This window comes from Gynuella sunshinyii YC6258 (assembly GCF_000940805.1).
Taxonomy (GTDB): domain Bacteria; phylum Pseudomonadota; class Gammaproteobacteria; order Pseudomonadales; family Natronospirillaceae; genus Gynuella; species Gynuella sunshinyii.
The window spans coordinates 4178740-4205063 of record NZ_CP007142.1; the positions used below are offsets into that span (position 1 = coordinate 4178740).

The 26324-nt window shown below is 47.4% G+C and carries 29 protein-coding genes and 1 tRNA gene; 21 read left to right on the forward strand and 9 right to left on the reverse strand.

The annotated features are described in order from the left end of the window. Positions 1-3: 3 nt before the first annotated feature. Positions 4-1053, reverse strand: coding sequence for a DUF2066 domain-containing protein (locus tag YC6258_RS17325; protein WP_044618047.1), 1050 nt, complete (start codon positions 1051-1053; stop codon positions 4-6). 202 nt (positions 1054-1255) lie between these two features. Between YC6258_RS17325 and purM the strand changes: the two genes are divergently transcribed. The 4 genes from purM to YC6258_RS17345 all read left to right on the forward strand — a co-directional run bounded on the left by purM (position 1256) and on the right by YC6258_RS17345 (position 4938). Further along, entirely contained in the window at positions 1256-2314 is a 1059-nt protein-coding gene (gene purM, locus YC6258_RS17330; RefSeq protein ID WP_044618048.1) for a phosphoribosylformylglycinamidine cyclo-ligase, read from the forward strand. After that, positions 2311-2964, forward strand: a complete 654-nt coding sequence (gene purN / locus YC6258_RS17335) for a phosphoribosylglycinamide formyltransferase (RefSeq protein WP_044618049.1) — start codon at positions 2311-2313, stop codon at positions 2962-2964. Before purM ends, purN begins: the two co-directional genes overlap by 4 nt. Continuing rightward, positions 2918-3709, forward strand: a complete 792-nt coding sequence (locus YC6258_RS17340; RefSeq protein ID WP_082070777.1) for a DUF3108 domain-containing protein — start codon at positions 2918-2920, stop codon at positions 3707-3709. Before purN ends, YC6258_RS17340 begins: the two co-directional genes overlap by 47 nt. A gap of 221 nt (positions 3710-3930) precedes the next feature. Further along, complete coding sequence (locus tag YC6258_RS17345) at positions 3931-4938, forward strand: 2-hydroxyacid dehydrogenase (protein WP_044618051.1); 1008 nt, start codon at positions 3931-3933, stop codon at positions 4936-4938. Positions 4939-5114: 176 nt separating this feature from the next. Here the strand turns inward: YC6258_RS17345 and YC6258_RS17350 are convergent, their stop codons facing one another. Next, positions 5115-5780 carry a hypothetical protein gene (locus YC6258_RS17350; protein WP_044618052.1) on the reverse strand — a complete coding sequence of 222 codons (666 nt, stop codon included), beginning with the start codon at positions 5778-5780 and terminating at the stop codon, positions 5115-5117. 19 nt (positions 5781-5799) lie between these two features. Beyond that, entirely contained in the window at positions 5800-6888 is a 1089-nt protein-coding gene (gene apbC, locus YC6258_RS17355) for an iron-sulfur cluster carrier protein ApbC (protein ID WP_044618053.1), read from the reverse strand. A 108-nt stretch (positions 6889-6996) separates the two neighbouring features. Between apbC and metG the strand changes: the two genes are divergently transcribed. From metG to YC6258_RS17400, 9 genes are all read left to right on the forward strand, one after another. Continuing rightward, positions 6997-9009 (forward strand): methionine--tRNA ligase, encoded by a 2013-nt coding sequence (gene metG, locus YC6258_RS17360; protein ID WP_044618054.1) that lies wholly within the window; start codon positions 6997-6999, stop codon positions 9007-9009. A gap of 178 nt (positions 9010-9187) precedes the next feature. Beyond that, positions 9188-9769, forward strand: a complete 582-nt coding sequence (rsxA, locus tag YC6258_RS17365) for an electron transport complex subunit RsxA (protein ID WP_044618055.1) — start codon at positions 9188-9190, stop codon at positions 9767-9769. Between the two features lie 12 nt (positions 9770-9781). Continuing rightward, complete coding sequence (gene rsxB, locus YC6258_RS17370; protein ID WP_044618056.1) at positions 9782-10369, forward strand: electron transport complex subunit RsxB; 588 nt, start codon at positions 9782-9784, stop codon at positions 10367-10369. After that, positions 10366-12150, forward strand: coding sequence for an electron transport complex subunit RsxC (rsxC, locus tag YC6258_RS17375; protein WP_044618057.1), 1785 nt, complete (start codon positions 10366-10368; stop codon positions 12148-12150). The genes rsxB and rsxC overlap by 4 nt, the downstream gene beginning before the upstream one ends. Beyond that, a complete protein-coding gene (gene rsxD, locus YC6258_RS17380) occupies positions 12147-13196 on the forward strand; it encodes an electron transport complex subunit RsxD (protein ID WP_044618058.1) in 1050 nt (349 codons plus the stop codon). The genes rsxC and rsxD overlap by 4 nt, the downstream gene beginning before the upstream one ends. Beyond that, positions 13193-13810 carry an electron transport complex subunit RsxG gene (gene rsxG, locus YC6258_RS17385; RefSeq protein WP_044618059.1) on the forward strand — a complete coding sequence of 206 codons (618 nt, stop codon included), beginning with the start codon at positions 13193-13195 and terminating at the stop codon, positions 13808-13810. The genes rsxD and rsxG overlap by 4 nt, the downstream gene beginning before the upstream one ends. A 3-nt stretch (positions 13811-13813) precedes the next feature. After that, positions 13814-14521 (forward strand): electron transport complex subunit E, encoded by a 708-nt coding sequence (locus tag YC6258_RS17390; protein WP_044618060.1) that lies wholly within the window; start codon positions 13814-13816, stop codon positions 14519-14521. A 152-nt stretch (positions 14522-14673) separates the two neighbouring features. Then, a complete protein-coding gene (gene nth / locus YC6258_RS17395) occupies positions 14674-15306 on the forward strand; it encodes an endonuclease III (RefSeq protein WP_044618061.1) in 633 nt (210 codons plus the stop codon). An 18-nt stretch (positions 15307-15324) separates the two neighbouring features. Then, positions 15325-16269, forward strand: coding sequence for a DegV family protein (locus YC6258_RS17400; protein ID WP_044618062.1), 945 nt, complete (start codon positions 15325-15327; stop codon positions 16267-16269). Here the strand turns inward: YC6258_RS17400 and YC6258_RS17405 are convergent. Both YC6258_RS17405 and YC6258_RS17410 read right to left on the reverse strand, forming a co-directional pair. Then, complete coding sequence (locus YC6258_RS17405) at positions 16266-17225, reverse strand: DUF4062 domain-containing protein (protein ID WP_044618063.1); 960 nt, start codon at positions 17223-17225, stop codon at positions 16266-16268. The two genes, YC6258_RS17400 and YC6258_RS17405, sit on opposite strands and share 4 nt — an antisense overlap. A 3-nt stretch (positions 17226-17228) precedes the next feature. Then, a complete protein-coding gene (locus YC6258_RS17410; protein ID WP_044618064.1) occupies positions 17229-17900 on the reverse strand; it encodes a CoA pyrophosphatase in 672 nt (223 codons plus the stop codon). A gap of 126 nt (positions 17901-18026) precedes the next feature. On the opposite strand from YC6258_RS17410, the gene YC6258_RS17415 reads away from it, so the two are divergent. Together YC6258_RS17415 and YC6258_RS17420 are read left to right on the forward strand one after the other, a co-directional pair. Further along, a complete protein-coding gene (locus YC6258_RS17415; protein ID WP_052830379.1) occupies positions 18027-18383 on the forward strand; it encodes a DUF3135 domain-containing protein in 357 nt (118 codons plus the stop codon). 44 nt (positions 18384-18427) lie between these two features. Further along, positions 18428-18985 carry an NUDIX hydrolase gene (locus tag YC6258_RS17420; protein WP_044618065.1) on the forward strand — a complete coding sequence of 186 codons (558 nt, stop codon included), beginning with the start codon at positions 18428-18430 and terminating at the stop codon, positions 18983-18985. Positions 18986-19009: 24 nt separating this feature from the next. Here YC6258_RS17420 and YC6258_RS17425 read toward each other — a convergent pair whose 3' ends face one another. Next, positions 19010-19330, reverse strand: a complete 321-nt coding sequence (locus YC6258_RS17425) for a YqfO family protein (protein WP_044618066.1) — start codon at positions 19328-19330, stop codon at positions 19010-19012. 72 nt (positions 19331-19402) lie between these two features. Between YC6258_RS17425 and YC6258_RS17430 the strand changes: the two genes are divergently transcribed. Together YC6258_RS17430 and YC6258_RS17435 are read left to right on the forward strand one after the other, a co-directional pair. Further along, positions 19403-19894 (forward strand): hypothetical protein, encoded by a 492-nt coding sequence (locus tag YC6258_RS17430; protein ID WP_044618067.1) that lies wholly within the window; start codon positions 19403-19405, stop codon positions 19892-19894. Between the two features lie 76 nt (positions 19895-19970). Then, positions 19971-20058, forward strand: a tRNA-Ser gene (locus tag YC6258_RS17435). A 140-nt stretch (positions 20059-20198) separates the two neighbouring features. Here the strand turns inward: YC6258_RS17435 and YC6258_RS17440 are convergent. Beyond that, positions 20199-20714 (reverse strand): hypothetical protein, encoded by a 516-nt coding sequence (locus YC6258_RS17440; protein WP_044618068.1) that lies wholly within the window; start codon positions 20712-20714, stop codon positions 20199-20201. Positions 20715-20857: 143 nt separating this feature from the next. On the opposite strand from YC6258_RS17440, the gene YC6258_RS17445 reads away from it, so the two are divergent. Then, a complete protein-coding gene (locus YC6258_RS17445; protein ID WP_044618069.1) occupies positions 20858-21538 on the forward strand; it encodes a response regulator transcription factor in 681 nt (226 codons plus the stop codon). After that, on the forward strand, positions 21516-22910 hold the full coding sequence (locus tag YC6258_RS27490; RefSeq protein WP_052830380.1) for a sensor histidine kinase: 1395 nt from the start codon (positions 21516-21518) through the stop codon (positions 22908-22910). Before YC6258_RS17445 ends, YC6258_RS27490 begins: the two co-directional genes overlap by 23 nt. A gap of 72 nt (positions 22911-22982) precedes the next feature. Here the strand turns inward: YC6258_RS27490 and YC6258_RS17455 are convergent, their stop codons facing one another. Then, positions 22983-23420 (reverse strand): tellurite resistance TerB family protein, encoded by a 438-nt coding sequence (locus YC6258_RS17455; protein WP_044618070.1) that lies wholly within the window; start codon positions 23418-23420, stop codon positions 22983-22985. A gap of 485 nt (positions 23421-23905) precedes the next feature. Here YC6258_RS17455 and YC6258_RS17460 point away from each other — a divergent pair, with 485 nt between their 5' ends. Then, positions 23906-24628: a sulfite exporter TauE/SafE family protein gene (locus YC6258_RS17460; RefSeq protein WP_044618071.1), complete on the forward strand. Its 723-nt coding sequence runs from the start codon at positions 23906-23908 to the stop codon at positions 24626-24628. On the opposite strand, the gene YC6258_RS17465 is transcribed toward YC6258_RS17460, so the two are convergent. After that, entirely contained in the window at positions 24618-25475 is an 858-nt protein-coding gene (locus tag YC6258_RS17465) for a zinc ABC transporter substrate-binding protein (protein WP_044618072.1), read from the reverse strand. The genes YC6258_RS17460 and YC6258_RS17465 overlap by 11 nt on opposite strands. A 125-nt stretch (positions 25476-25600) precedes the next feature. Here YC6258_RS17465 and znuC point away from each other — a divergent pair, with 125 nt between their 5' ends. After that, positions 25601-26323 carry a zinc ABC transporter ATP-binding protein ZnuC gene (gene znuC, locus YC6258_RS17470; protein ID WP_044618073.1) on the forward strand — a complete coding sequence of 241 codons (723 nt, stop codon included), beginning with the start codon at positions 25601-25603 and terminating at the stop codon, positions 26321-26323. The last annotated feature ends 1 nt before the right edge of the window (position 26324 follow it).

Here is a 26324-nt window from a genome sequence, read left to right on the forward strand (position 1 = left end):
GAATCAGGGGTTCCAAACGTAGCGAAGTTCATTTGAAGGTTCCTGACCAACTGCAGAAGCAAAATACTGCTCCGGAACCAGACGCGAATCCAGTGCAATCAAATCCCGCAACTGCTGTACATCGCCAGAAACGTCTACCTGAATGCGCAAAATGTCATCAGTGACAGACACCACCAGTGGTGAACTCACTCCCGTCATGTTTTCAACATACTGGAGCACTGAATGGTACTGTCTTAAATTATTAACACCGGAAATTCTCAGCACCACACGATCCTGGAACAGACTGTTCAAATAAACCGCATATTGACCAGACAAACGACTGGAAATCTGCCCCAACACTTGATCAACAATATCTTCCTCAGACTTACCGTTGACGGTGTATTTCCGTTGTTCACCATTAAAAATGAACAGCCAGGTCGAACGCCATTGCTGGTCATTAACGGATTCCACTCGACCGGCCAGAATGGCATCGGCGCTATATCGGGCTGAAGCAGCCATCACGGGATCTGCAAACAATCCCCATAACTCCGAAACATCAAGCGATAGCTGATCTTCCAGATCACCATGAGGCAGTACGACCGGAAGGCCGCGGGCATCAGCCAGCTGCTGGACCTTATCCGCCATAGCCAGACTGGAGTCTGCAGATAATATCTCTCTCACACCATTATTACTGGAAGCCACCCATATCATGATATCGGGACGTCGCGCACTCCAAACGGGAAACCCCAGGCTGGTCAGACTGGCATTAACCCGGCTAGGATCAAATGACATCTTCAACCTCTGGGTATCTACCACCTCACCAAGTGCATTTACTCTCTTCTCAGTATTCGCCTCAAAACTGAAAGACAATAGGTAGCTTTGAGCATCCTGCAGATATTTATTGATATCGTCATCCGCCAACACAGCTTCATCACCACTGACTTTAGCAAACACCTTGGCCAGGCCTTGCGCCATCAACTGATGCTGTTCTCTGGTAGAAGCCCCTACGGCAATCACTTCAGAGATTTCATATAAATCAGTAACTTTTGTGGCTGCCTGTGTCAGGGAAGACATCCCCAAACACAAAGCTCCGAGAAAGATAAAACGTCTGCACAGAGACCTTAACTCCATAAAATAACCTTCAGCCCAATTAACTTTGATAACTATTGTGACAAACGAGCGATAAAAAAACAGTGCTATGTGACAAAACTTGCTTCACCGGTGATAGAATGCGCGCCGCTTCCAATCCGAGACCTCTTTTTCTGGAGACCAGTATATGGCTGACACAGACAAAACATCATTAAGTTACGCAGACGCCGGTGTCGATATTAATGCCGGTAATGCTCTGGTAGAAAAAATAAAATCCGTTACAGCCAGGACTAAACGCCCTGAAGTTCTGGGAGGACTTGGAGGGTTTGGCGCATTGTGTGAAATTCCGGAAGGCTACCGCCGGCCGGTACTGGTCAGCGGCACAGACGGCGTTGGAACCAAACTCAAACTGGCCCTGGATATGAAGAAGCACGATACCATCGGTATTGATCTGGTTGCCATGTGTGTAAATGATCTGGTGGTTTGCGGTGCCGAGCCATTGTTTTTCCTCGACTACTATGCCACCGGAGCTCTGGATGTTGAAACCGCAGCTGAAGTGATCACCGGTATTGCCAAAGGGTGTGAAGAGTCCGGATGTGCGCTCGTTGGTGGCGAAACTGCTGAAATGCCAGGTATGTACCATGATAACGACTATGATCTGGCCGGATTTTGTGTCGGCGTGGTGGAAAAAGACGATATCATTGATGGCTCTGCGATTGCCGACGGCGACACGATTATTGGCCTGCCTTCTTCCGGCCCGCACTCCAATGGTTATTCCCTTATTCGCAAAGTGATTGACGTGGCCGGAGCAAAACTGGATCAACGTTTTGGTGACAGCACTCTCGGACAGACCCTGCTGCAACCCACCCGGCTCTATGTTAAACCGCTACTCAAGACAATACGTAACACTTCGGGCATCAAAGGCCTGATTCATATCACCGGTGGAGGCTTTCAGGAAAACATTCCCCGCATCCTGCCTGACCGGGTAAAAGCCATTATTGAGACCACAAGCTGGCAACGCCCAGCCATCTTTGACTGGTTACAGGAAAACGGCAACATAACCGACTGGGAATTGTTCAGAACCTTTAACTGTGGAATTGGCATGATATGTATTGTCGCCAGTGATCAGGTAGACCAGGTTATGGAAAGCCTTCGCTCTTCCGGCGAAACACCTGTCATTATTGGTAAAACCGCATCCTGCGACGATACAGCTGAACGCGTTGAGCTAAGAGGAATCAAAGCGTGAACCCAAAGTCAGGCATCGTGGTACTGATCTCGGGCAGCGGCTCCAATCTCCAGGCCATCATCGACCAGGTTCAGCAGGGACATATTAATGGCGAAATACGCGCCGTCATCTCCAACCGCGCAGATGCGTTTGGTCTTGAACGGGCCCGCACTGCGGGCATTCCTGCCATCATTCTTGATCACCGGGTATTTGCTTCACGCGAAGCATTCGACCAGATGCTGGCCCGCACGATCGAGGCCTTTACACCAGACGTCGTGGTCATGGCGGGGTTCATGCGCATCCTGACGCCCGAGTTTGTACAGCAGTTTATGGGTCGACTAATCAATATCCACCCTGCATTACTACCGAAATATAAAGGCCTCGACACCCACCAGCGCGCCATTGATGCCGGTGATAAAGAACATGGTTGCACCGTTCATTTTGTGACCGCTGAACTGGACGACGGGCCCAACATCATTCAGGCTGTGGTCTCTATTGCTGCTGATGACGATGCCAAGTCGTTGTCAGTCAAGGTTCAGCAACAGGAACACATCATCTACCCACTCGCAGTAAAGTGGTTTACTGAAAACAGGCTCAGCATGATTGAGGGTCAGGCATATTTCGATGGGAACATTCTTGAGCAATACGGCAAAATTATTGACGCCCGATAGTCTGGCAAAGGCGATGATCAGAAGGCTTTCTTGTTTTTTGGCAATGCCGATTATCATCATCCTCACAGCATCATCAGCGCAGGCAGAAGGTCTGACCGAGTTCAGAATGAAGCTCAAAGCCGAGCGCTTTCGCCCAATCAGCGTTACCATGTCCGGAACTCAAAGCCTGGTGAAACTGCCCAACGAAAACTGGCAGTTTCAGTTGATGGCAGACGGTTCCTGGGCAGGCATTGAGGAAACATCTGAGTTTTCCGTTCAGCAAAACCAAGTACTACCCGTTCATTTTCAAAGCGATTCCCACTTCAGCTTTTTCTCAGAAAAAAAGGAAATCACTTTTGACCGGCAAAACAACAAAATCTCCATAACGGTCGACAAAGACCAGCGCACTCTTGACCTGAAAGCGGCCGTATTTGATCCGCACTCCTACCAAATCCATCTGGCCAACCAGATACGCGAAGGCAAAAGCGATATTGAGTTTCAGGTTATTCGCTACAAAAGGCCATTGATCTACAGTTATCAGGTCGTTGGCGAAGAATGGCTGAACACAGCCACCGGCAAGTTGCTGACGGTGAAGGTCAGACAAGTTCGCGGGGTAGACAAAAAAGAAGATTATTTTGTCTGGCTGGCAAAAGATTATGGCTACATCCCAATTCAATTTGAACACTATAAAAAAGATAAGATCATTGATCGAATTGAGATGATTTCCGGCACCTTCGATGGAAAACCTATTCAGGGTAGCCGGTAATCCCTCAGAGCATTCAGCTCGACGCTGAATGCCACCCGAACACAGATTGGTTTAAGCACCTTGAAGAGTGCTGTGGTTTTTATCGTTCTCAGAATTTCCAATGACTCATTTTGCCCCTCGGGCGAAACAGGCATCGGAAACATCGCTGATAAAGACAAATACTTGATCCTCTCTGATCAATAAGCCACCATTTCCAGATACTCACCTTGCTGGACTATGTTATGAAAGTGGCCGTTTTTTCTACCAAACCATATGATCAAAAGCACCTTGAGGCTGCCAATCAGGGCCAGCAGGAACTGGTGTTTTTTGACACCCATATGTCGGCCCAAACAGCCGCACTGGCAGAAGGATTTGATGTAGTTTGTTGCTTCGTAAACGATGTTCTGGATGACGAGACCATCACAAACCTTCATCATGCCGGCATCAAAATGATCGCCATGCGTTGCGCCGGCTTTAACAATATTGATCTCAATAAATGTCGTGAGTTGGGCTTACCGGTTGCCCGGGTGCCGGAATACTCTCCATATGCAGTAGCTGAACATGCTGTTGCATTGATCATGGATCTCAACCGTAACATCCACAGAGCATTCAATCGGGTCAGGGAAAATGATTACTCCCTTAACGGACTCTTGGGGTTTGATATGCATGGTAAAACCGTCGGAGTGATCGGTACCGGCAAAATAGGTGTCGCATTTGCTAAGATTATGCATGGCTTTGGGTGTCAGATTATCGCTTCCGATCCTTACCAAAACCCGGACATGGAAGCGCTCGGCACCTATGTTGACAGGGATGAGCTTTGGCAACAGGCGGATATTATCAGCCTGCATTGCCCACTCATGCCGGCGACACAGCATCTGATCAATCAAAATACGATTGAAAAAATGAAACCTGGAGTAATGATCATCAATACCTCCAGAGGAGGCCTGATTGATACGAAAGCCGTGATTGATGGACTCAAGAGCGAAAAAATCGGTTATCTCGGCCTGGATGTTTACGAAGAAGAAGCCAATTTGTTTTTTGAAGACTATTCCAACGACATGTTAATGGACGATATTTTTGCCCGTCTACTAACCTTCCCAAATGTCGTCATCACAGGTCACCAAGCATTTTTTACCCGCGAAGCATTACAGGCAATTGCCAGGATAACCATTCAAAATCTGAGTAATTTTGCATCCGGCACCATGACAGAAGTGAGATGGATACCAGAGACTCTCGCTCATCAACCGTAATCCACAGTCACAGTAACTATTCCAGAGCCTGCTGACATATATAGCACTGATGCCAAACCCCAACATCAAAGGTATGGCATCTAACCCTGCTTGATCAAAATTGATCTGTTACGTAGGTTTCCAGTCGAATAGAAAAATGATCGGAAAAAATCAAAAGATCTGGACTTCAATCCCGGTCACAGAAAAAACCTGAAACCAACCATCACCATCTCCTGCAGCTCTTCACCATCAAACAGCTCGCCAACCATAAACCGGTTATATTGACCCACAATCGCCAAACGTTTCGACACGTAGATTTCTGCATCGACATACCAGTCATACTGAGCATCCTGGTCTTTTGACCAATCGAAACTCAGATACTTGCTCTCATATTGCACACCAGGGGTTATATGAAAATCCTTCAAACCTGGCACCGGTGTCATCACTGCGCCCAATCCGATTCCAAAGTTTTTCCACTCATAATCGTTTTCAGCCTCTGTGGTTGCATAATAAAGATCGACTTTGGCACCGGTAAAACTCCACTTTGCCGGCTCCGTAGCAGACGCATAAGCATCTCCCTTCAACGAAAACCGTGATACCCGAAATGAGTCATCCGATTTACCCTCCAACTCATCCATTTTGCCGTAGCGCTCGTATGCGAAATATCCCATGTTCTTATCATAGTTATCATATTTGGCCAGACCGATAAGACCATAGAAGTGATCCTGACTGCCCAATGCTTTAATCAATATTCCGGAATCACCCTCCGGGCCATCAGATGACGACTGCGATGAAGCTGCAAAAACGCTGACAGGGACTGTCAGAGTTGCCAACAACATAACCAGGTTTATTATTTTTTTCATATATCACTCTTAATTAAGTTTAATCATCTGAAATCTGAATGGATGGGATGTTAGGTGCTGATTTTGTCAACATAGCCACCTCACTCGCAAGTGCCAGAGCGGCATGCTGATAACGTATGGTGACTTCGCTATCAGGTTCGCTGATGACCGTGGGCTCACCACCATCGGCTTGTTGCCGTATTGCCATATCAAGGGGCATGCTGGCGAGTAATCGGGTGTCGTATTGATCCGCCAGGCGAGCCCCGCCCAACTCACCAAAAACATGTTCTTCATGACCGCAATTGGAACAGACATGAACGGCCATGTTTTCGACAATTCCAAGAACCGGAATGTTCACTTTACGGAACATTTCTATACCTTTTTTGGCGTCCAGCAAGGCAATATCCTGCGGCGTCGTCACGATCACCGCACCGGTTGCCGGTACTTTTTGTGACAGGGTCAGCTGAATATCACCCGTTCCTGGTGGCATATCGACGATGAGATAATCCAGCTGCTGCCACTTGGTCTGCATCAGCATTTGCTGCAAGGCACTGCTGACCATGGGACCACGCCAGACCATTGGCGTCTGCTCATCAACCAGATAAGCCATCGACATGCTCTGAATACCATGCGCCAGCACCGGCAACATATACTTGTCATCCTCAGTATCGGGGCGGGTGGACGGTGGAACCCCCAACATCATGGCCTGACTGGGACCATAAACATCTGCATCCAGCAAACCGACATTGGCGCCTTCTTTTTTGAGCGCCAGCGCAAGATTGACAGCCGTTGTGCTCTTGCCGACTCCTCCCTTACCTGAGGCAACCGCAATAATATTTTTAACTTCCTGCATGGTCGGAATGCCTCCTTTGGCAGCCTGCGGCTGCACATGCCAACCAACAGTTACCCGGGGTTGCAACCCATCGAGCTGACCGCCCAGCTGTGCCTCCACCAGCGTGGCCAATCCCCGACCAAAAGATCCGACCGGATACGGCATCATCAAAGAGACTTCCAAAAAACTGTCATTAACCTTCACACTTGCAATATCAGCAACTGTGCTTAAAGGACGCAGACAGTTTGGATCCTGCATCTCTGCCAAAACTGATTCTACGACTGATTGATAATTCATAATCGATAACCTTAAAAAAATAATCGGTGCAAAGATTGGCCTGACTCGGGCGGTAAGGTACCATTTCGCGCTGTTTTTTTGTTACTTTCAAAGGAAATAAATTCTTCCATGAGCAATCCGCGAAAAATTCTCCTGACCAGTGCTCTTCCCTATGCTAACGGCCCGATTCATCTGGGGCACATGCTGGAGCATATTCAAACTGATATCTGGGCCAGATTCCAACGTTCTCGCGGAAATATGTGTATCGCGGTCTGTGCCGATGACACCCATGGCACAGCCATTATGCTCAAGGCAGAAGCGGAAGGCATTACTCCAGAGCAGTTGATTGATCGGGTAAACACAGAACATAAAGCCGATTTCACAGACTTTCTGGTTGCCTATGACAACTATTACTCAACCCATTCAAAAGAAAACGAACAATACTCCCGACATATCTATCAGCAATGCAAACAAAATGGTGTGATTGCAGTCAGGAATGTACGTCAATTTTTTGATCCCGAGAAAAAAATGTTTCTCGCTGATCGTTATATCAAAGGGACCTGCCCCAAGTGCGGAGCAGAAGATCAGTATGGTGACAACTGCGAAGTGTGCAGCTCTACCTATTCGCCAGCCGACCTGATCAATCCTCGTTCAACCATCTCAGGCGCAACACCGGTTGAGAAAGATTCCGAACACTATTTCTTAACAGTTTCCCAACACAGTGACATGTTAAAGTCCTGGACCAGATCAGGCGTGCTGGCAGATTCCGTCGCCAACAAACTGGCAGAATGGCTAGATACCGGCCTTCAGGATTGGGATATCAGCCGCGACGCCCCCTACTTCGGCTTCGAAATTCCAGATGCACCGGGCAAATACTTTTATGTATGGCTGGACGCACCGATCGGCTACATGGCGTCATTCCAAAACCTGTGCGATCGGACTCCCGGACTAGAGTTCGATGACTTTTGGCGTGCCGACAGCACTACCGAGCTGTATCACAATATCGGCAAAGATATCATCGCATTCCATGCATTGTTCTGGCCGGTAATGTTGGAAACTTCCGGATACCGCAAACCCAACGGGGTCTGGGCCCATGGTTATGTCACCGTCAATGGCGAGAAAATGTCCAAAAGCCGTGGCACATTTATCATGGCAAGGACATATCTGAAACATCTGGATCCAGAATATCTGCGTTACTACTATGCCGCAAAACTGACACCTACCGTTGAAGATCTCGACTTGAACCTGGACGACTTTGTTCAGAGAGTCAATTCAGACATGGTCAACAAGGTGGTCAACATTGCCAGTCGTTGTGCGGGTTTTATCAAAAAAGCGGGAGGCCGGCTCAGCGCTCATCTAAGCGAACCAGAGTTGTATCAGACTTTCATCGAGAAAGGCGATGTCATTGCCAGGCATTATGAAAACCGCGAATACAACCGGGCGATCCGAGAAATTATGACTCTGGCCGACCTTGCTAACGAATACATTCAGGCAAAAGCACCTTGGAGCCTGGCCAAGCAGGACGGAAAAGACCAGGAAGTGATCGATGTCTGCTCCACCGGGATTCAATTGTTCCGGGTTCTGATGACCTATCTGGCACCTGTACTTCCGAACATGGCCGATAAAGCTGCCACTTTCCTGAATCTCAGTAGTCTTGACTGGACAGAACTCAGTAAAGACCTATGTGGTCACCAAATAAACAAGTTCACTCCATTAATGACACGTATAGAACGCAGCACTGTAGATGCGATGATTGAGGACAGTAAACAGGACGTTGCTGCTGCCAAATCAGCTGTGTCAGAGAAACCTCAAACAGACAACACGATTCAATTTGATGACTTTGCCAAAGTCGATCTGAGAGTGGCAAAAGTGATCAACGCAAGTGCGGTTGAAGGGGCCGACAAGCTTATTTCCCTGACACTGGATGTAGGACCTCTAGGACAACGCCATGTGTTTTCCGGAATCAAGAGCAAATATCAGCCAGAGGATCTGATTGGTAAAAATCTGGTACTGGTTGCCAACCTTGCCCCACGGAAAATGAAATTCGGCTTGTCAGAGGGTATGGTTCTGGCTGCCGGTGATCAGGATTTCTGGGTATTGGAAGCGCATGAATCCGTGAAACCTGGCGAAAAAGTCAGTTAACCAATCAATACTCCGGGTCATTCAAAACGCCAATGACCCGGCTTTAACACCTGGTTTATGATTTCATAGCCTATGGTTGTCTTTTTATAACCAAATACGCTTAAAAAACTATTTTTCTATATTGTATGGAATATTTGCCTTAAGGATAATTGGCCACCATTTTTTCCGGGGTATCAGCATGACCGATTATTTGTTGATGTTGGTGAGCACTATACTGGTCAACAACTTTGTATTGGTTCAGTTTCTGGGCTTGTGTCCATTCATGGGCGTATCCAACAAACTGGAAACCGCCATGGGCATGTCTCTGGCAACCACCTTTGTGCTCACACTTTCCTCGGCCTGCAGCTATCTCACGTTCACGTGGATTCTCCAACCACTTGGGCTCGAATACCTGAAAACCATCAGCTTCATTCTGGTCATCGCGGTGGTGGTGCAATTCACCGAGATGGTGATTCGTAAGACCAGTCCATTGTTATATCGAGTGCTGGGAATTTTCCTGCCATTGATCACCACTAACTGCGCCGTTCTGGGCGTGGCTTTGTTGAACATCAAAAAACAAAACAACTTTTTTGAATCACTGATTTATGGTTTTGGCGCTGCAGCGGGCTTCGGGCTGGTATTGGTGTTGTTTGCGGCGTTGCGTGAACGGGTCAACCACAGTGACGTTCCAACGCCTTTTAAAGGTTCTGCCATCGGATTGATTACCGCCGGATTGATGTCATTGGCATTTATGGGATTTTCCGGTCTCGTGCCCGCTTAAGAGGACAATACTGTGATAACAGTCATAATCGCTATTGCTGCCATTTTTCTTTTGGCTCTCGCTTTTGGCGCCTTATTGGGGTTCGCCGCGGTCCGCTTCAAACCCGAAGGAAACCCGATTGTCGACCAGATCGATGCCATCCTGCCCCAAACCCAGTGTGGTCAATGCGGACATCCCGGTTGTCGTCCATATGCTGAAGCGATTGCCGGTGGCGATGAGCCTATCAATAAATGTCCTCCCGGTGGCGAATCAACCATTGCCGCATTGGCTGACCTGCTGGATGTTGAAGCTGTCCCACTGGATGCTGAACATGGTGAGGAAAAACCAACTCAGGTTGCCGTGATTCGCGAAGACGAATGCATTGGTTGCACCAAATGTATTCAGGCGTGTCCGGTAGATGCCATCATCGGCGCCGCAAAACAAATGCACACAGTGATCGCATCTGAATGTACCGGCTGTGATCTTTGTGTCGAGCCCTGCCCGGTGGACTGCATTGACATGGTACCTGTCGCCACCACTCTCGAAACCTGGGGCTGGCAACAACCAGCTACCGGATATCACCTCATTGCCACGGACCAACGTGGGGAAAAAGCTGCATGACAACCGCCTATAAAATCTGGGACATACCTGGCGGGATACACCCGGAACAACACAAAACCCTTTCCAATACTTCAGAGATCCAGCCAGCGGTTTTACCCCCAGAGATCATTCTGCCGCTGAATCAGCATATTGGCGCTCCCGCCGAGGTACTGGTAAACGTTGGTGATCGAGTGAAGACCGGGCAATTGATCGCGCGCAATAAAGGGCAGATCAGCGCCGGGGTACATAGCTCCATCACGGGTACCGTGACAGCAATTGAATCGCGCCCAATTCCTCATCCTTCCGGAATGCCGGCACTCTGCGTCGTCGTTGAACGTCTGGCAGAGGAAGAGATTTTATTTCTGCCTCCTCTGAATGACTGGAAGAGCGAACCGCTGGAAATATTACTGCAGCGGGTACTGGATGCCGGCCTCGCGGGTATGGGAGGGGCGGGTTTCCCCACGCATGCAAAGTTAAACAGTCACGGAAATATCCATACCCTGATCATTAATGCAGTGGAATGTGAGCCCTACATTACCTCCGATGACCGCTTGATGCGGGAAAAAGCCTCAGAGATTATCGAAGGTATCGAAATTGCCCGGCTCATCACTGGTGCGCGAGAGGTATTGATTGGCATCGAAAATAACAAACCGGAAGCGATCTCCGCCCTGCAAACAATCATTGACCAGCTTCCTGGCAAAGGCATAGAAATACGCGTGGTACCTACCAAGTACCCATCTGGCGGAGAAAAACAGTTGATTCAACTGCTCACCGGCCAGGAGGTTCCCTCTGGCAGCATACCGGCAACTCTGGGCATCGTAATGCAAAATGTGGGCACTGTTTATGCTCTTCAGCAAGCGATGGTGCTGGGAAAACCGTTGATCGAACGTGTGGTAACCGTTACGGGTGAAAACTGTCCGAATCCTGGCAATTGGTGGGTCAGGCTCGGTACTCCAATGTCGTTTGTGCTCGAACAGGCCGGGGTCAAAGCCAATCCAACCCATCAACTTATTATGGGTGGACCGATGATGGGCTTCACAGTCATGGAACATCAGGCTCCCGTTATCAAAACCACCAACTGCCTGTTGCTACCTAAACCCAAATCCCCAGAGCCCGTACTACCCTGCATACGTTGCGGCATGTGCGAACAGGCATGTCCGGTTAACCTGTTGCCACAACAACTATACTGGAATGCCAAAAGCCATGAATGGGAAAAAGCGGAGCTAAACAGCCTGTTCGATTGCATCGAATGCGGTGCCTGCGCCTGGTCCTGCCCCAGCAACATTCCCCTGGTGCAGTATTACCGGTTTGCCAAGGCCGAAATCAAAAAAGAACGTGCCGAGACAGAGAAATCAGATCGGGCCCGACTGCGCTTTGAGCAAAGACAGGAACGCCTGGCACAGGAAGAAGCCGAAAAAGAAGCCAAACGCAGAGCCAGAGCTGAAGCAGCCGCCAAAGCACAGCAGGCAAAACAGGAAGGTGACAGCGACAATACAGTCAATAGTGAAATGAAATCCGAAATACTGGCGGCGGTGGCTCGCGCCAAAGCCAAAAAACAAAGCCAAGCCGAGCCGGGCGCTATTCCTGACAAGCCCGTTCTTTCAACCGATCAACTCAAATCCAAATGGGAAACCTTACAAACCAAAGTCGAAACAGCTCGTGCCAAACTGGACACCGCCAAGGCAGAAAATTCTGAAATGGCGGAAGCATTGAGCACGGCTCTAGGCAAGTTGGAAGAAAAAGCACACCAGGCAAAACTGGCCTATCAACAGGCCGCAGAAGAAGAGAACAAAGCCCAATGAGCAAGACCAACCTGAGTTCACCACACCTGAAGAAACCACTGTCGGTACAACAGGTGATGCTGCAGGTATGCCTGGCCACGATCCCCGGTTTTCTGGTACTGACAGCAACGTTTGGCTGGGGCTATCTGATCAATATGATCATCAGCATCATTACCGCCCTGGCTGCCGAAGCGATCATGTTGAAGTTGCGTGGTCTGCCAGTGCGGGTATTTCTGTTGGACCTTAGTGCTGTCCTGACCGGCCTGTTACTGGCTCTCGCTCTTCCACCCATGGCTCCCTGGTGGCTGGTCGTGGTTGGTAGTGCATTTGCCATTATCTTCGTCAAGCAACTGTACGGGGGGCTGGGTAATAATCCATTTAATCCGGCCATGGCAGCATATGCTTTGTTGTTGATCTCATTTCCTGTCCAGATGACGACATCATGGGGAGTGAGTTCGCTGGTGAATGACTCCCTGCCCTCTCTCAGCCAACAACTACTGAACAACATGGCCGGTCACAGCTATGATGGCATTACCATGGCCACACCACTGGATACCTATAAAACCGGCATAGAACTGGCCACGCGTGAAGAATTACGACAATCACCTTTGTTTGAAAACAGCTGGCTGAATTCCTGGCTATGGGTCAGTCTGGCCTATCTTGCTGGCGGGTTGTACCTGCTCTTTCGCCGCATTATCTCCTGGCATACCCCGGTTGCCCTGCTCGCCTCGCTGACCTTCATGGCCCTTATTTTCAGCTGGGATGCCGACTCTCATGTCCCGCCATTCATGCACCTGTTTGGTGGGGCTACGATGCTGGGGGCCTTTTTCATTGCCACAGATCCTTCCAGCTCAGCGGTCAGTAATCGCGGCAAACTGGTGTACGGTGCAGGTATTGGGGTTCTGACATATATCATCCGCACCTGGGGCAACTATCCCGATGCTATCGCGTTTTCAGTACTATTGATGAATTTTGCGGCCCCTTTTATAGACAACTACACCCGTCCACGCACTTATGGCCATGCCCGTGCTATCAAGGGTTATAAGGTAAATAAGGATTCCCAATGAATTTAGTCAGCAGCATACGCAAAAACGCTCTTGGACTGGGAATTTTTGCCATCTTTACCGTTGGTCTCATTGCTGTCACCCAATATTTGAGTACAGACAGAATTCAGCATAACCGTCATTTGTTTCAATCCAGACTGCTGTACGAAATTTTCCCGGATGCCAGTGAAGACCTTGCTACTGAACGGGAGAAGATTACCAACGAGGCATTTATTGATGTCCAATTATTGAGCCTGAAAACTCCAGAACCGTTTTTCAGCGATGGCCAACATGTCATTTTGCCGGTCATCGCCCCGAATGGTTATACCGATGCCATTCAACTGCTGATTGGCATCGACCAGGATGGCACCATTGCCGGGGTAAGGGCGATTGCCCACCAGGAAACACCGGGGCTTGGAGATCAGATTGACACCCAGAAGTCAGGCTGGATACTTCAATTCAATGGCAAATCGATCACTGTTCCCGCACTGGAACAGTGGAAAGTCAAAAAAGACGGCGGTGCGTTTGACCAACTGACCGGGGCCACCATAACGCCAAGAGCCGTTACTGCAGCCGTTAAAAATGCGCTGTTGTTTTATCAGGCCAACCAAAACAAACTGTTACTAAAGGGCTCGTAAATCATGAACGAAATCTCTTTCAGACAAATCATTAAGAACGGCCTTTGGAATAACAACCCTGCACTGGTACAACTATTGGGATTGTGTCCGTTACTGGCTGTGTCAGCGAGTGTAGTCAATGCACTGGGTCTCGGAATTGCGACGACCGTCGTGATGGTTGGTTCCAATACCGCAGTATCCATCATTCGAAACCATGTTGATGACGCGGTTCGACTACCTGCTTTTGTCATGATCATCGCATCGTTTACCACAGCAGCCGAACTGCTGATGCAGGCGTTTACCTACGAGCTTTATCATATTCTGGGGATTTTCATCCCGCTGATCGTTACTAACTGCAATATTCTGGGTCGTGCAGATGGTTTTGCCCGCAAACACGGCGTCATCCCCTCTCTGCTGGATGGCCTGATGATGGGACTGGGATTTATGCTCGTCCTGGTCCTGCTGGGTGCCATTCGTGAAATCATTGGTCAGGGAATCATATTCAGCAATATGCAGTTACTGTTTGGACCGGTAGCAAAAGACTGGCAAATAACGGTATTCTCCAATTATCCACAATTTCTATTCGCCATCCTGCCACCAGGAGCGTTCGTGGCGTTAGGACTCATCATTGCTGCCAAAAATGCTATGGACGGATGGCTGAAGGCTCGACAACAGCCAGCCAATCAAAAAACGGGCTCAAAGCGAGTCAGGGTTACTGGAACCATTAGTTAATTTCTTGCCACGTCTGATATTACCGGATACGACTTATCCAGAGACGTTTCCTGACGGAGAGACCACCGGCAAAAAAACCACCCTGTCTGCTGTTTTAATTTTGTCCGGCTTCACTTAAAGTGAAGCCTTATTGACTTTGTTAAAATGCGTAAATGAATAAGACCAAACGACAGCAGATTTTCACGCTTCTACAGGAATCAAATCCGCAACCGACTACTGAGCTTGAATATCATTCAACATTTGAACTGCTGATAGCTGTGATGTTGTCTGCTCAATCAACAGACGCAGGTGTCAACAAAGCTACCCGACTATTGTTTCCGGTAGCAAACACACCAGAAGCTATCCTGGCTCTGGGCTTGGATAAACTAAAAACACACATCAAAACCATAGGGCTGTTTAATACCAAGGCTCAGAACATACTCAAAACCTGCGAGATACTGATTCAGGAACATAACAGCGAAGTTCCTGATCAACGGGAATTACTGGAGAAACTCCCTGGCGTAGGCAGGAAAACCGCCAACGTCATCTTGAACACCGCATTCAGACAACCGACGATGGCTGTTGATACACATATATTCCGAGTTGCTAACCGGACTAAGATTGCATCTGGAAAAAATGTTCGGGAAGTTGAAGACAGACTGATGCGGGTTGTTCCCAAAGAGTTCTTGTTAGATGCTCATCACTGGCTTATTTTACATGGACGCTATACTTGCGTAGCCAGAAAACCCAAATGTGGTGCCTGCATCATTGAGCACCTTTGTGAATATAACGACAAAACGGAATAAACCCATGCAAGGAAATTCATGAACAAGTCCGTCGTATTGGTAGATGCATGTTGTGACATACCCAGGTCTTTTCTGGAAAATCATCAAATTGAGATCCTGCCCAACCACGTCGCCTCGATCAAGCGTTACTACACAGACACCAAAGACCCAAGGGAATCACTGGAGTTTTACAACGCTCTGCGCAAACAAAAAGAGAAGATGAAGCATACGGGGATTTCAGAGGAGTTTTACAGTTCACTACTGTTAGACAGACTGATTCATGAGTTTGATTCTGCGCTGATCATTACCAGTGATCAGGCATTCAGTCACAACTACCGACTCATCAAAGAGATTGGAATTCTAAATAAGGAGCAGATCACTTCGGTCAGAAGAAAGCTCGGCCTGAACCCCAGCTTCAAGATCAAACTGATAGACAGCAACTCAGTTGCTTCGGGCGAAGGCCTGCTGCTACATGAGTGCATTCGTCTGATCAAGGAAAAAGCGCTGGCAATAGAGAATATTCCGAATCTGCTTGAGGACACCATTAAACAGTTGCGCACCGTATTCGCCGTCCGACATCCGGATTTTTTCAAAAACAGCACCTTATTAAAATATGCAGATACTGATAAGAAGTATTTTGGCAAACTGAATTACCAGCTAACCAAATTAATGGGGCATCGTCCTGTTATCAGCCTGACGGAAGGACAATATCAACTCACCGATAAAGAAAAAAGTTTTGACGATGCGGTAAAGAATATTACCACACAGGTTCAACAGGCGATCGATGCAGGCTTGAATAAGGCTGTCATCAATATTAGCTACGCCGGCCATCTTGCCGAACTTCGAGCCAATCATCATATTTCCCAACTGAATCGCTTCGCCCAAGAACATGATGTTCGGATATTGACATCTGTAATGAGCATCAGTGTAGCCGCGCATTTTGGGCCACAAGCCATCGCAATTTCGTTTGTGGAAGAGGACTAATTCACCTCAACCCGGTTTAGCGTACACTGCTCACCATAGGGCGTTAACTTCCAGGCACCTTTTCGAACAGCCACCAAACCGTAGGACCGTAGTAATACTTTAATACTATAAAATGTGTTTTGAGGTATTTTAAGATCTACAAACGCATGCGCCTCCGGTGCCATTCGACCCAACGCCGGCTTTTCCTGGTCGAGCACCTGATCAAAGAAGCTGCTCCGGACTTTCGCCTCAGATTGTTCATCCATAATAATAGGAGCAATTGCCAGAAAAATTTCGTCCAACGACCATTCAGTATGATGATTGATAGTTTTAAGAGTTCCACCATAAAAACATTTACACTGATACGGCAAAGTAACTTTTTGATCAAACAACGGCTGCAAACGATTTTGCCGTAACTGCTCCATCTCCCTTTTCAATAATGCGATCTGCCGACGAAGAATATTAACTTCCTGACCACCATGCCTGGAAACATGTTCGGGGCGCACCCACCCACGTGCAGGAGCTTTATCAAGCATGAGCTCAAGACTGGTTTCGGTAGCATGAAGCAAAGTGCTTTGATCGTGCCAAAAATAATGATCCGCCATCTTCAGCTGATTGACGAACTCGTGCAGCCTGGTCTTATCCGCTGCATTACCGTAAGGCTTGTTTTGGCCGTTATAGATCAGACTGACAATCGGTTTATTTGTTGCCTGAGCAGAAGCAAACAGACGGTGCATATAGCCAACACCTGTTGGTGACAACGGTCCATAATGATGACCAACGATAAGGTACAGATAATCGGCACTGTTAAGACAATTCAGGTTCAGCTTCCACAGATAATTATCAGTATGTTTAGGAAATGAGAAGCCACTGATATTAACCCCTTGCGCAACCAGACACTCCTGCACCATACGCGTTTCAGAGCTTAGGTCAGCCTGAGTGGAACCAACCATTACCTGATAACTCAAATCACTCATCTGCTAATTATCCTTATCACCAATAGATGTCTTTCCGACCAACTGTTGGACAATAACATCACGAACATGTTCCTGAAAACGTAAATCATAACGTCGATCGAATACCACATTCATAAACTCTACGATAATCATCGCCGTTAAACCCCAGATACGATACTGCTGATACTGGTATTCTGGAATCCTCAATCCAGTAAGTCTTTGCCGAATCTCCGTAAAAACCGGTGCTGTGGTCAGAAAAAACTCCAAAGGGACCGTGAATATTTCATCGATCTCGTCACTTGAATGTCCCCACCTGGCGCTGCTATGTACCATCCCCACAAATGGTGTGACATGAATGCCTGTTTTGGAAATAACCGGAGACAATTCACCCAAAATGGTAACCTTATCGCCTGCTATTCCAGTCTCTTCCTCTGTCTCTCGCATCGCCGTTACCATAAGACTGGCATCCTGAGACTCTACTTTACCACCTGGGAAAGATATTTCACCGGCGTGTTGACTCAGATGTCCGGACCTGACAGTAAACATCATCTCCAGGCCATTGGAAGAAGTCTCGATAAACGGCAACAACACAGCCGCCTCTTTGGGGAAATCACCCAATACAGGCTTGGGTCTGTGTTGAGACAGGGAACGCTGGATCTGGATTAGGATTTCATTCTTATTCAGCTTTTCGTACATAGGCTGATTCTACTCGTTTTGTGACACGGTTAGTGGAGTTTTTACTACTCTGTACAAAAATAAGACATAAAGGGGGATGGCTTATAGACTATTTTTGGTAATATGCAAGGATATTAAGCTGTAGTTATGGAAGATTTTAATATGCCTCATGAAGCGTTTGATTTTGAAAAAATGGCTCTGCTTGCCAAAGAGGACCCTCAGGCCCTTGAAACCTGGCTGGAAGAACGGGTTGAAGAATTGATCATGAGTTCTCCAATCGAACATCACCATAGATTGCGCGGCCTGCAGTTTCAAATTGATATGGAGCGAAAACGAGCCTCCAACCCGTTGGCTGCCTGCATAAAACTATCACAGATGATGCATGAATCGTTTTCCAAACTCAGACAGGTTCTTAATGAGGTTCAGCAAAATAATTACCAATCTTCAAATCAGACAACCCCCACTTCCCAAGCTAAAGTTATTCCTTTCGCCAGAAGCCGCTAAAAAAAGTTACAATCGGATAGACCTAAAGCAGTGATAACAGAGACATGAAATTTTGTAGCGAATGTGCGGCTCCGCTGATTGTTGAAGTACCCGAAGGTGATCACCGTCCAAGACACGTCTGTCCCAAGTGTTCAGCGATCCACTATCAAAACCCCAGAATCATTGTTGGCACCTTGCCAGTGCATCAGGGAAAGATCATGTTGTGTCGGCGAGGCATCGAACCAAGAATTGATATGTGGACATTACCTGGCGGTTTTATGGAAAACGATGAATCCCTTGCTGAAGGCGCCCTGCGCGAAACCTGGGAAGAATCAAAAGCCAGTGTTGAAATTGAACAACTGATATCCGTCATCAGCCTGCCCATTGTGGACCAGGTTCACTGCTTTTTCCTGGCCAACATGCCGGTAGCAGAATACAGTACAACGGAAGAAAGTACCGAGATAGAACTATTTGCACCGGCTGATATTCCATGGCAGGAAATCGCTTTCGAGACTGTCAAAACCACTCTGCAACACTATATCAATTCGGTTCAGCAGAGTCTTACAAAACCATATCAGGTCTGCAACACCACCCTGGGTCCAAGAAAATCTGATACTTACTGATTCTTCGAGTGTCGCTCTGGAAGATTAAAAGTGCTCCAGGCTTTTAATCTCCAGTACCTCATACGCAGGGGTTTCGTAAGGATGTGCATCCAACATTGCGGTCAACGCGGACTTGATACAACTGCCGTCACATACGGTTTCCAGGCGATATTCAGAGACTTCACAGATATTTCCTCTGCTGCCGATAGCTGGCTGACTATGCTCTCCCGGCAGGAACTGGCCTTTACCCAATACCTGCCAGCAACAATGACTGTAATCGCCAATATTCCCCGCACCCGCCTGAAATAGCGCGTCCTTTACCCTGGAAATAGCGTCTTCCGGAACAAACACAATAATTTTAAACATAGTTATTTCTCATTAAGAATGTTCTGCCCATAATACTGCCGAGGCTTTTTATGGGTAAATGGTGAACCTTACATGATAAGACAATGGTTTTTGTTGATAGGCCTATTACTGACATCCTGCTCTAATACTCGTGACGGACTTAAAACGGCCGAAGAGTTCTGGAACGCCGTCAGCCAAAAAGATTATCAACAAGCGGCAGCCTACACACTCGAATCCGATCCAATATTTATTCAAAGCACTTTGTTTTTTTATCGGAACTACGAGCCCGAACTCGGCAAGCCTCAAAAACTAAAAGACAGGATCATCATTCCCACTCTGCTTAAGAACACTGACAATGACAAGACTCTCAAACTGTTTACCATTGTCACGCCCTTTGATGACGGATATCGGATTGCCTACAAAACCATGGTGAAAGCGTTTGTCGGCGACCTGAAAAATAAGCTGGATCAGCACCTGGATGATGGTGAAGACTGGCTTGATCAGCAACTGGAGGATTTCGAACAATGGCTGGAACCGTGGCTTGAATACCAGGATCCAGACAAAATCGAACAATTCAGCATATGAAAATGTATAAATTTCAATGATTTAGACAAGAAAGCATTGACAGCAGAAATACCTTAGGTATTATGGCGGCCGTTCCGGAGGAGTGGCTGAGTGGCCGAAAGCGGCGGTCTTGAAAACCGTTGAGTCGAAAGGCTCCGGGGGTTCAAATCCCTCCTCCTCCGCCATTTCCCTAACTGCGATCTATTTCTTCTGCTTTTTAATTCCTTTATTTTCCTAGAAAATCCTGACTTTAGTTATAAATCTATTATTATCCAGACTCATATATAGAGCTGGCGAACAACACGCTTCACCAGCTCTGTTTACCTCAGAATCTGCAACCGCCTCTGCCCATACCGCGCCCCATTTGAGATCCTTGTGAATTTAACGCCATGCCTTTACCAACAGTAGTTCGCCATGCCAATTGCTGGTCAGCTGACAGACTGTCAAACAGCGCCTGACGATTTTGCTGATGTAGTTCCATCAAATCATAATTGTCAGCCATAGCTTGCAACATTTGGCGTCTGTCCGTTGCGACACCATTTTCGTCTCTCAAACCACTCATGGCATTTTGCAATTCAGTATGTGAAGATCTGAACTGATCAAACAAAACCTGTTGTTCAGCAGTCAGACTCAAAGCAGTTGCCAAACTGTCGAAATCCATATCCCGTAACCCTGCCATTGGACCTCCCTGACCACCGTAGTGCATCATTGAAGCATTTGCTCTTTGTCCACCCATTCCTGACCAATTTTCGTTACCATAGCCACCACGGGCATATGCCAAAGAGGCAACCAATGCAGTGGCCATTACTGAAACGACGATCACTTTGTTGCGAGTTTTCATGATATTTCCCCTTCTCTATTGAACATATCCATATTCTAGGCTTGGTTCTTTAACCTCTGTTTTACTGCGACATTAACGATTGTTAATCTTCGAGATTCAGTGGTTGCCATATACTTAAGGCATACATTTGACGGAGTCATAACGTGAAAATACTGGTGGTTGAAGACGATAAAACGCTGTCAGACTTTATTGGCAAGGGGTTACGGGAAGCGGGGTTTCTGGTTGAGCAATGTGCCGATGGCAAAGAAGGGCTCTTCATTCTGGCATCTGAATCCTTCGAGCTGATCATTATGGATCGCATGCTCCCGAATGTGGACGGTTTGACAATTATCAGAACCATTCGGGCATCTGGCAATATGACTCCGGTGTTGATTCTCAGCGCTCTTGATGAGGTAGATCAGAGAGTTGACGGCTTATCCGCCGGCGCTGATGACTACCTGACCAAGCCTTTTTCGTTCAAGGAGTTACTGGCACGTGTGCAGGCACTGTTACGCAGGCAAAATCAGACCAGCACTGACAGCACGGTTTTACAGGTGGCCAACATCAAACTGGATCTGAGCCGACAAAAAGTCTGGCTGGGCGATGAGCTGATAAATATGCAACCACGCGAATTTCGGCTTTTGGAATATCTCATGCGCCATGAAGGACAATTGGTGTCTCGCACTATGCTGCTGGAAAATGTTTGGGAATATCACTTCGACCCTCAGACCAATATTGTTGATGTTCATATCAGTCGTCTGCGGCAAAAACTCGATAAAAACCGTAGTGTCAGCTGCATCAGAACTGTCAGAGGAGCTGGATATGTCCTGGAAGCACATCCGTAACCTGCTATTCAGTTCAAGCTTTCGGTTTGCTTTGTTAACCAGCTGTGTTATCTGGTTTTCCACGGTAGCAGTATTGGTAGTGATGTTTTTTCAACTTGAACGTGACATCTGGCAAGGTATCGAAAGTAATCTTGAGAACCGGACCCGGCAACTGTTGGAAAACGCACATAACGATCCCCAGCAGTCCACTGAAAACCTGATCAATGAGTTCAATGGTGAAACGGATTCCATCATTGCGATCCCGCATGGCGGCTCCCATCGAGGCATGATGTCTGGTCGTAATGGCGAGAGACGCGATATTCATCGCTCCTTCGGACTGTCCAGCCCCCCTGGATATCTGCTTAACCAGAATCAATCGGTGTCACTGGAGTCAGGAAAACTAAGGGTCAGCCGAGCCATTACACTTCCTAATGGCGACACGGTCGTCCTTAAAGAAAATGTTGAATATCTGCATACTCTCGAAAGCAGCCTGTGGAAGACTCTCTGGGTTGGTCTGGCCGTGACTCTGGTCTTGGCTCTGATCAGCAGTATTTTGCTAACGCAGCGCAGCCTGGGGCGAATTCATCAGATCAATCAAGACTGTCAAACCATTATGCAGGGGAATCTTAGCCATCGAATCAGCTATAAAAATAATGTAATGCCTGCTGGACGCAAGCCCTTTGCCGATGACTACGATCAAATGGCATTTCACATCAACAGCATGTTGGATGAAATCAATCACCTGATGGGCAGAATCCGTCAGGTGTCTGACAATGTTGCCCATGACCTTAAGTCCCCGCTGGCTCGACTGCGCGTAAAGCTTGAACAGGCTTACGAGAAAGGCCCTAGTCCGGAGGTCGATGAAAGCATTCAGGAAGTGGATCGCCTGCTGGCGATGATCAAATCCCTGCTTGGCATTGCCCGTCTGGAATCCGGCACTCATCAGGGATTTGAAAAAATTCATCTACCCATGTTACTGAATGATCTTGAGGAAATGTATCAACCTGTATTTGAAGATAAGCAAATTACTTTTGCAGTCAGCTCCGAAGATATCTATCTGACAGGTGACAAACATTTACTCATACAGGCTCTGGCAAATATTCTCGATAATGCGAGCAAATATACACCCACGAATGGTTCTGTTGAGGTCAGAGCGACGGTCAGCGGTGATCATGACTGTCAGTTAGTCATCCAGGATTCCGGACCGGGCATCCCGGAAGATCAGTTTGAGCGTGTTTTTGAACGCTTCGCACGACTTGACGAGGCCCGTAGCAGCAGCGGTTTCGGCTTGGGCCTGAGCCTGGTAAAAGCCATCATCGGACTCCACAAAGGTCAGATAAAGCTAGCAAATGACCACGGATTACAGGTTCAAATAACCATGCCGCGGTTATAATCCGTTTGATCTGTGACCCCAGAGCTTGAGCCCATGATTGTATTTTATGCGCTAACAGATAAAGACTCTCAGTCAGCTCTGTTCCATCGCCTCGTGTTTCGCTCGCATGAAATGGGAATGGTGCAAATACAGCAATTCGTTGATTTTACGAATCATATGATCTTCATACTGATCCAGGTCTCCATCGGCAAAAGCGATACGCCACAACTTAACAATGAACTGAAACTTACGCTCAACATCAAAATGGCTGTTCAAGCATTCAGTAAATCGATAAAGATCATTTGACTCTTGTACCATCTGCTCAGCGGCCTCGATCACTTCGTCCTGCTCTCGCTGAGAAAGTGAAAACTCTTGTGCCAGCACTTCACGTATACCTTGAATTTCCTGGTCATCAACCCGGTTATCCGCCATCATGACCTCCACCAACAGCACAGCCTCTGCCAATTTTACGTCCAGAGAATCTGCGCTCTCCTCTTCTGCGTTAAACCACGCTAATATCTTGTTTATCATGTATGTTTCCGGTCTCTTTTTTACAACTTGTTAAAAACAACGCTGCCTCCGCTACGGCAAGTTTTGTACAGGATAACTGATTTTGCCAGACACTAGGATATTCCCCCTTGCACTACCATTTCCCGTCATTTCGTTGCTAGTAATTAGAATATACCAATCGATTTCTCGTGATAGCTGATTTAATCAAGTCTTTGTATAAACAAGATAAAGAAGCTACTGAAAAGTATGACCAACAAACCATCTGTACAGTCAGCCACCAACAAGTCTTCACGCGCTGTTGTACAGAGTTGAGCATTTATTCTGTCTATCATCACCATAATGCGGTTGTTACGAAGTTATTCAAATGCCACAATTTGGCCGCTCGGAAGCGATCTGCTATCCCAGCTTAACTCGTTATGCCTCTCTTATTTGCCAAACTATTTATGCCCGATGATACATTACAAGCGCAGTTCGGAAGTTTCGGCAAACTACTTAAGGAATAGTCCATGTTTGATTTAGTCTGGTGGGTGTGTGCAATCGCGCTGTTTTTTGGTTGCCTGATACAAAGTGCCATGGGATTTGGTATGGCCATTCTGGCAGCCCCTATCATCGTGCTACTAAGGCCCGAATGGGTACCGGTCATTTTAACGGTAACAGCCTTGTCACTCAGTCTGATCAATGTTTGGAGCCTGCACACCTTCGTCCAGTGGCGTTCACTGGGACTGGCCATCATCACCCGAATTCCCGGTACTATTCTGGGCGCCTGGATTCTAACGATTATTGCCACTCACGTTTTGCAGCTGACTGTTGCTTCTATGGTGTTTTTGGCGGTATTGATTTCAGCCTACGGGAAACCCTTTGAACCCACTCCAACCAGAGTGGGTCTGGCAGGTTTTATTTCTGGTCTGATGGGGACAACGACTTCCATTGGCGGACCGCCAATGGCTTTGATCATGCAACACAGCTCCGGAAACACTATCCGAGCTAACTTATCTGCGTATTTTACGTTCAGCTGCATAATGTCATTGATTTCGTATCAGGTGATTGGACTGCTGAATTCAGACCTGTGGCTGGCAAGCCTGTCCTTTCTACCTGTGGCCATCTTTGGTTTTCTGGCTGGAAAACTCGCCCGGCAATGGGTCGACAATCGGTTTCGTCCCCTACTGCTGATTCTGTGCACCGCATCAGCATCCGTCGCGTTTATAGGCGCTCTGGCATTCAACCACTGAAGCAGGCGGTCAAGTGCTGGACATTCTGCTCCAACAGTTGCCAGATTAATTCCGGACCCGGTTCGATCTGATAACCAATGGTATCCAAGGTATAAAATCCAAGGTGCTGCTGTTCAATAAAATGCCGTATGGGTGCCTGACTGTATTGAGGCTCGGCAAATACGCAACGAATCTGCTGCGAGGCAACCAGGTCGTCAATACGACGAATGGTTTTTAAACCGGGTGCCAACTGTGGGTTCACTGATATTGCAGCTACAAACTTCAGATCAAAATAGTGATCCATATATTGGTAACCATCGTGCAGAACAATAAAGGGTACTTCATGATACGGCGCTAACTGGTGCGTCCACACTTCGACTTTATTCTGCATCCGGGTGGCAAATTGCTGTGCGTTATTGAGAAACAACTCGTGTTCATCCGGATCCAGCCGGGTCATACGATCAGCCAGAGAATTCACAAACCCAATCGCGTTTTCCGGTGACAACCAAAAGTGAGGGTCACTACCACTATGCTCATGATCTGCGTCGAACTCATGGTTAACACGAAACGGCAAAATTGTCAGTGCATGACCATACTCCTGCAGACCAAACGCCTTTTCCTGCTTCTGATTCATAATTCTGACCAGCGAGGCTTCCAGGTTAGGACCAGCCCACACGATTAGATCGGCCTGTTCCAGCTGTCGCCTCTGAGACGGTTTCAGCTGAAAATCATGAGGAGAAGCACCCGTGTTCAACAACAATTCTGTGTGATAGCGACTCCCCTTTAATACGGCACTCGTCATAGAGTGCAAGGGCGCAATGGTCACCACTACAGTATTTGTATCGGCTACCGAAAAAACAGATATCATGCTAAGAATCCAAAAACAGAATGACCGGACTGACAACGAGAACCCTCCCAGGCTTTGAACATTGTGATAAATGTTATAACATAACAACCTGAATATCACCTTTCATCATATAAGTTGTTACATTCATGACCACCTTGATCAAGGCTTCCGGACTTGGCTTTTCCCGACAAGAGAAACAAATTCTCGATAATATTCACGTGACCCTGGAAAAAGGCTCGCTGGTAACATTGATTGGCCCAAATGGAGCCGGAAAATCCACATTGGTAAAAATACTTCTAGGTATTCTGCCACCGGATTGTGGACAGATTGAACGTCTCTCAGGCCTCAAAATCGGCTACATGCCGCAGAAACTACATATCGACAATACGATGCCACTCACAGTTTCCAGGTTTCTGTCGCTACCCCAGAAACAGCCTGCACTACGTATAGAACAAGTATTAAATATGACTGGTGTCGTACATCTGGCAAACCAATACGTACAAAAACTCAGCGGCGGTGAAATGCAACGGGTATTGCTGTCCAGAGCATTAATCAATGAACCTGACCTGTTGGTCCTGGACGAACCAGTGCAAGGTGTGGATTTTACCGGTGAAGTAGCACTTTACGAGCTAATCCAAAGGATCCGAGATGAACTTGGCTGTGGTATTTTAATGGTCTCCCACGATCTGCATATTGTGATGGCAAAAACCGATCAGGTATTGTGCCTGAATCACCATTTGTGCTGCTCTGGAGAACCGGAAACCGTCTCGCAGCACCCGGAGTTCCGGCAGCTGTTTGGTCATCACAGCAGCATAGGCGTATATACCCATCATCACGATCACCACCATCATTTATCTGAGCAAGGTTAGT

What these genes read in the sequence shown, in the direction of transcription:
- YC6258_RS17325 (WP_044618047.1), bottom strand. Translation starts at nt 1,053, where the DNA reads ATGTCTTCCCTGACACAGGCAGCCACAAAAGTTACTGATTTATATGAA.
- purM (WP_044618048.1), top strand. Translation starts at nt 1,256, where the DNA reads ATGGCTGACACAGACAAAACATCATTAAGTTACGCAGACGCCGGTGTC.
- YC6258_RS17340 (WP_082070777.1), top strand. Translation starts at nt 2,918, where the DNA reads ATGGGAACATTCTTGAGCAATACGGCAAAATTATTGACGCCCGATAGT.
- YC6258_RS17345 (WP_044618051.1), top strand. Translation starts at nt 3,931, where the DNA reads ATGAAAGTGGCCGTTTTTTCTACCAAACCATATGATCAAAAGCACCTT.
- YC6258_RS17350 (WP_044618052.1), bottom strand. Translation starts at nt 5,780, where the DNA reads ATGAAAAAAATAATAAACCTGGTTATGTTGTTGGCAACTCTGACAGTC.
- apbC (WP_044618053.1), bottom strand. Translation starts at nt 6,888, where the DNA reads ATGAATTATCAATCAGTCGTAGAATCAGTTTTGGCAGAGATGCAGGAT.
- metG (WP_044618054.1), top strand. Translation starts at nt 6,997, where the DNA reads ATGAGCAATCCGCGAAAAATTCTCCTGACCAGTGCTCTTCCCTATGCT.
- rsxA (WP_044618055.1), top strand. Translation starts at nt 9,188, where the DNA reads ATGACCGATTATTTGTTGATGTTGGTGAGCACTATACTGGTCAACAAC.
- rsxC (WP_044618057.1), top strand. Translation starts at nt 10,366, where the DNA reads ATGACAACCGCCTATAAAATCTGGGACATACCTGGCGGGATACACCCG.
- rsxD (WP_044618058.1), top strand. Translation starts at nt 12,147, where the DNA reads ATGAGCAAGACCAACCTGAGTTCACCACACCTGAAGAAACCACTGTCG.
- rsxG (WP_044618059.1), top strand. Translation starts at nt 13,193, where the DNA reads ATGAATTTAGTCAGCAGCATACGCAAAAACGCTCTTGGACTGGGAATT.
- YC6258_RS17390 (WP_044618060.1), top strand. Translation starts at nt 13,814, where the DNA reads ATGAACGAAATCTCTTTCAGACAAATCATTAAGAACGGCCTTTGGAAT.
- nth (WP_044618061.1), top strand. Translation starts at nt 14,674, where the DNA reads ATGAATAAGACCAAACGACAGCAGATTTTCACGCTTCTACAGGAATCA.
- YC6258_RS17400 (WP_044618062.1), top strand. Translation starts at nt 15,325, where the DNA reads ATGAACAAGTCCGTCGTATTGGTAGATGCATGTTGTGACATACCCAGG.
- YC6258_RS17405 (WP_044618063.1), bottom strand. Translation starts at nt 17,225, where the DNA reads ATGAGTGATTTGAGTTATCAGGTAATGGTTGGTTCCACTCAGGCTGAC.
- YC6258_RS17410 (WP_044618064.1), bottom strand. Translation starts at nt 17,900, where the DNA reads ATGTACGAAAAGCTGAATAAGAATGAAATCCTAATCCAGATCCAGCGT.
- YC6258_RS17415 (WP_052830379.1), top strand. Translation starts at nt 18,027, where the DNA reads ATGGAAGATTTTAATATGCCTCATGAAGCGTTTGATTTTGAAAAAATG.
- YC6258_RS17420 (WP_044618065.1), top strand. Translation starts at nt 18,428, where the DNA reads ATGAAATTTTGTAGCGAATGTGCGGCTCCGCTGATTGTTGAAGTACCC.
- YC6258_RS17425 (WP_044618066.1), bottom strand. Translation starts at nt 19,330, where the DNA reads ATGTTTAAAATTATTGTGTTTGTTCCGGAAGACGCTATTTCCAGGGTA.
- YC6258_RS17430 (WP_044618067.1), top strand. Translation starts at nt 19,403, where the DNA reads ATGATAAGACAATGGTTTTTGTTGATAGGCCTATTACTGACATCCTGC.
- YC6258_RS17440 (WP_044618068.1), bottom strand. Translation starts at nt 20,714, where the DNA reads ATGAAAACTCGCAACAAAGTGATCGTCGTTTCAGTAATGGCCACTGCA.
- YC6258_RS27490 (WP_052830380.1), top strand. Translation starts at nt 21,516, where the DNA reads ATGTCCTGGAAGCACATCCGTAACCTGCTATTCAGTTCAAGCTTTCGG.
- YC6258_RS17455 (WP_044618070.1), bottom strand. Translation starts at nt 23,420, where the DNA reads ATGATAAACAAGATATTAGCGTGGTTTAACGCAGAAGAGGAGAGCGCA.
- YC6258_RS17460 (WP_044618071.1), top strand. Translation starts at nt 23,906, where the DNA reads ATGTTTGATTTAGTCTGGTGGGTGTGTGCAATCGCGCTGTTTTTTGGT.
- YC6258_RS17465 (WP_044618072.1), bottom strand. Translation starts at nt 25,475, where the DNA reads ATGATATCTGTTTTTTCGGTAGCCGATACAAATACTGTAGTGGTGACC.
- znuC (WP_044618073.1), top strand. Translation starts at nt 25,601, where the DNA reads ATGACCACCTTGATCAAGGCTTCCGGACTTGGCTTTTCCCGACAAGAG.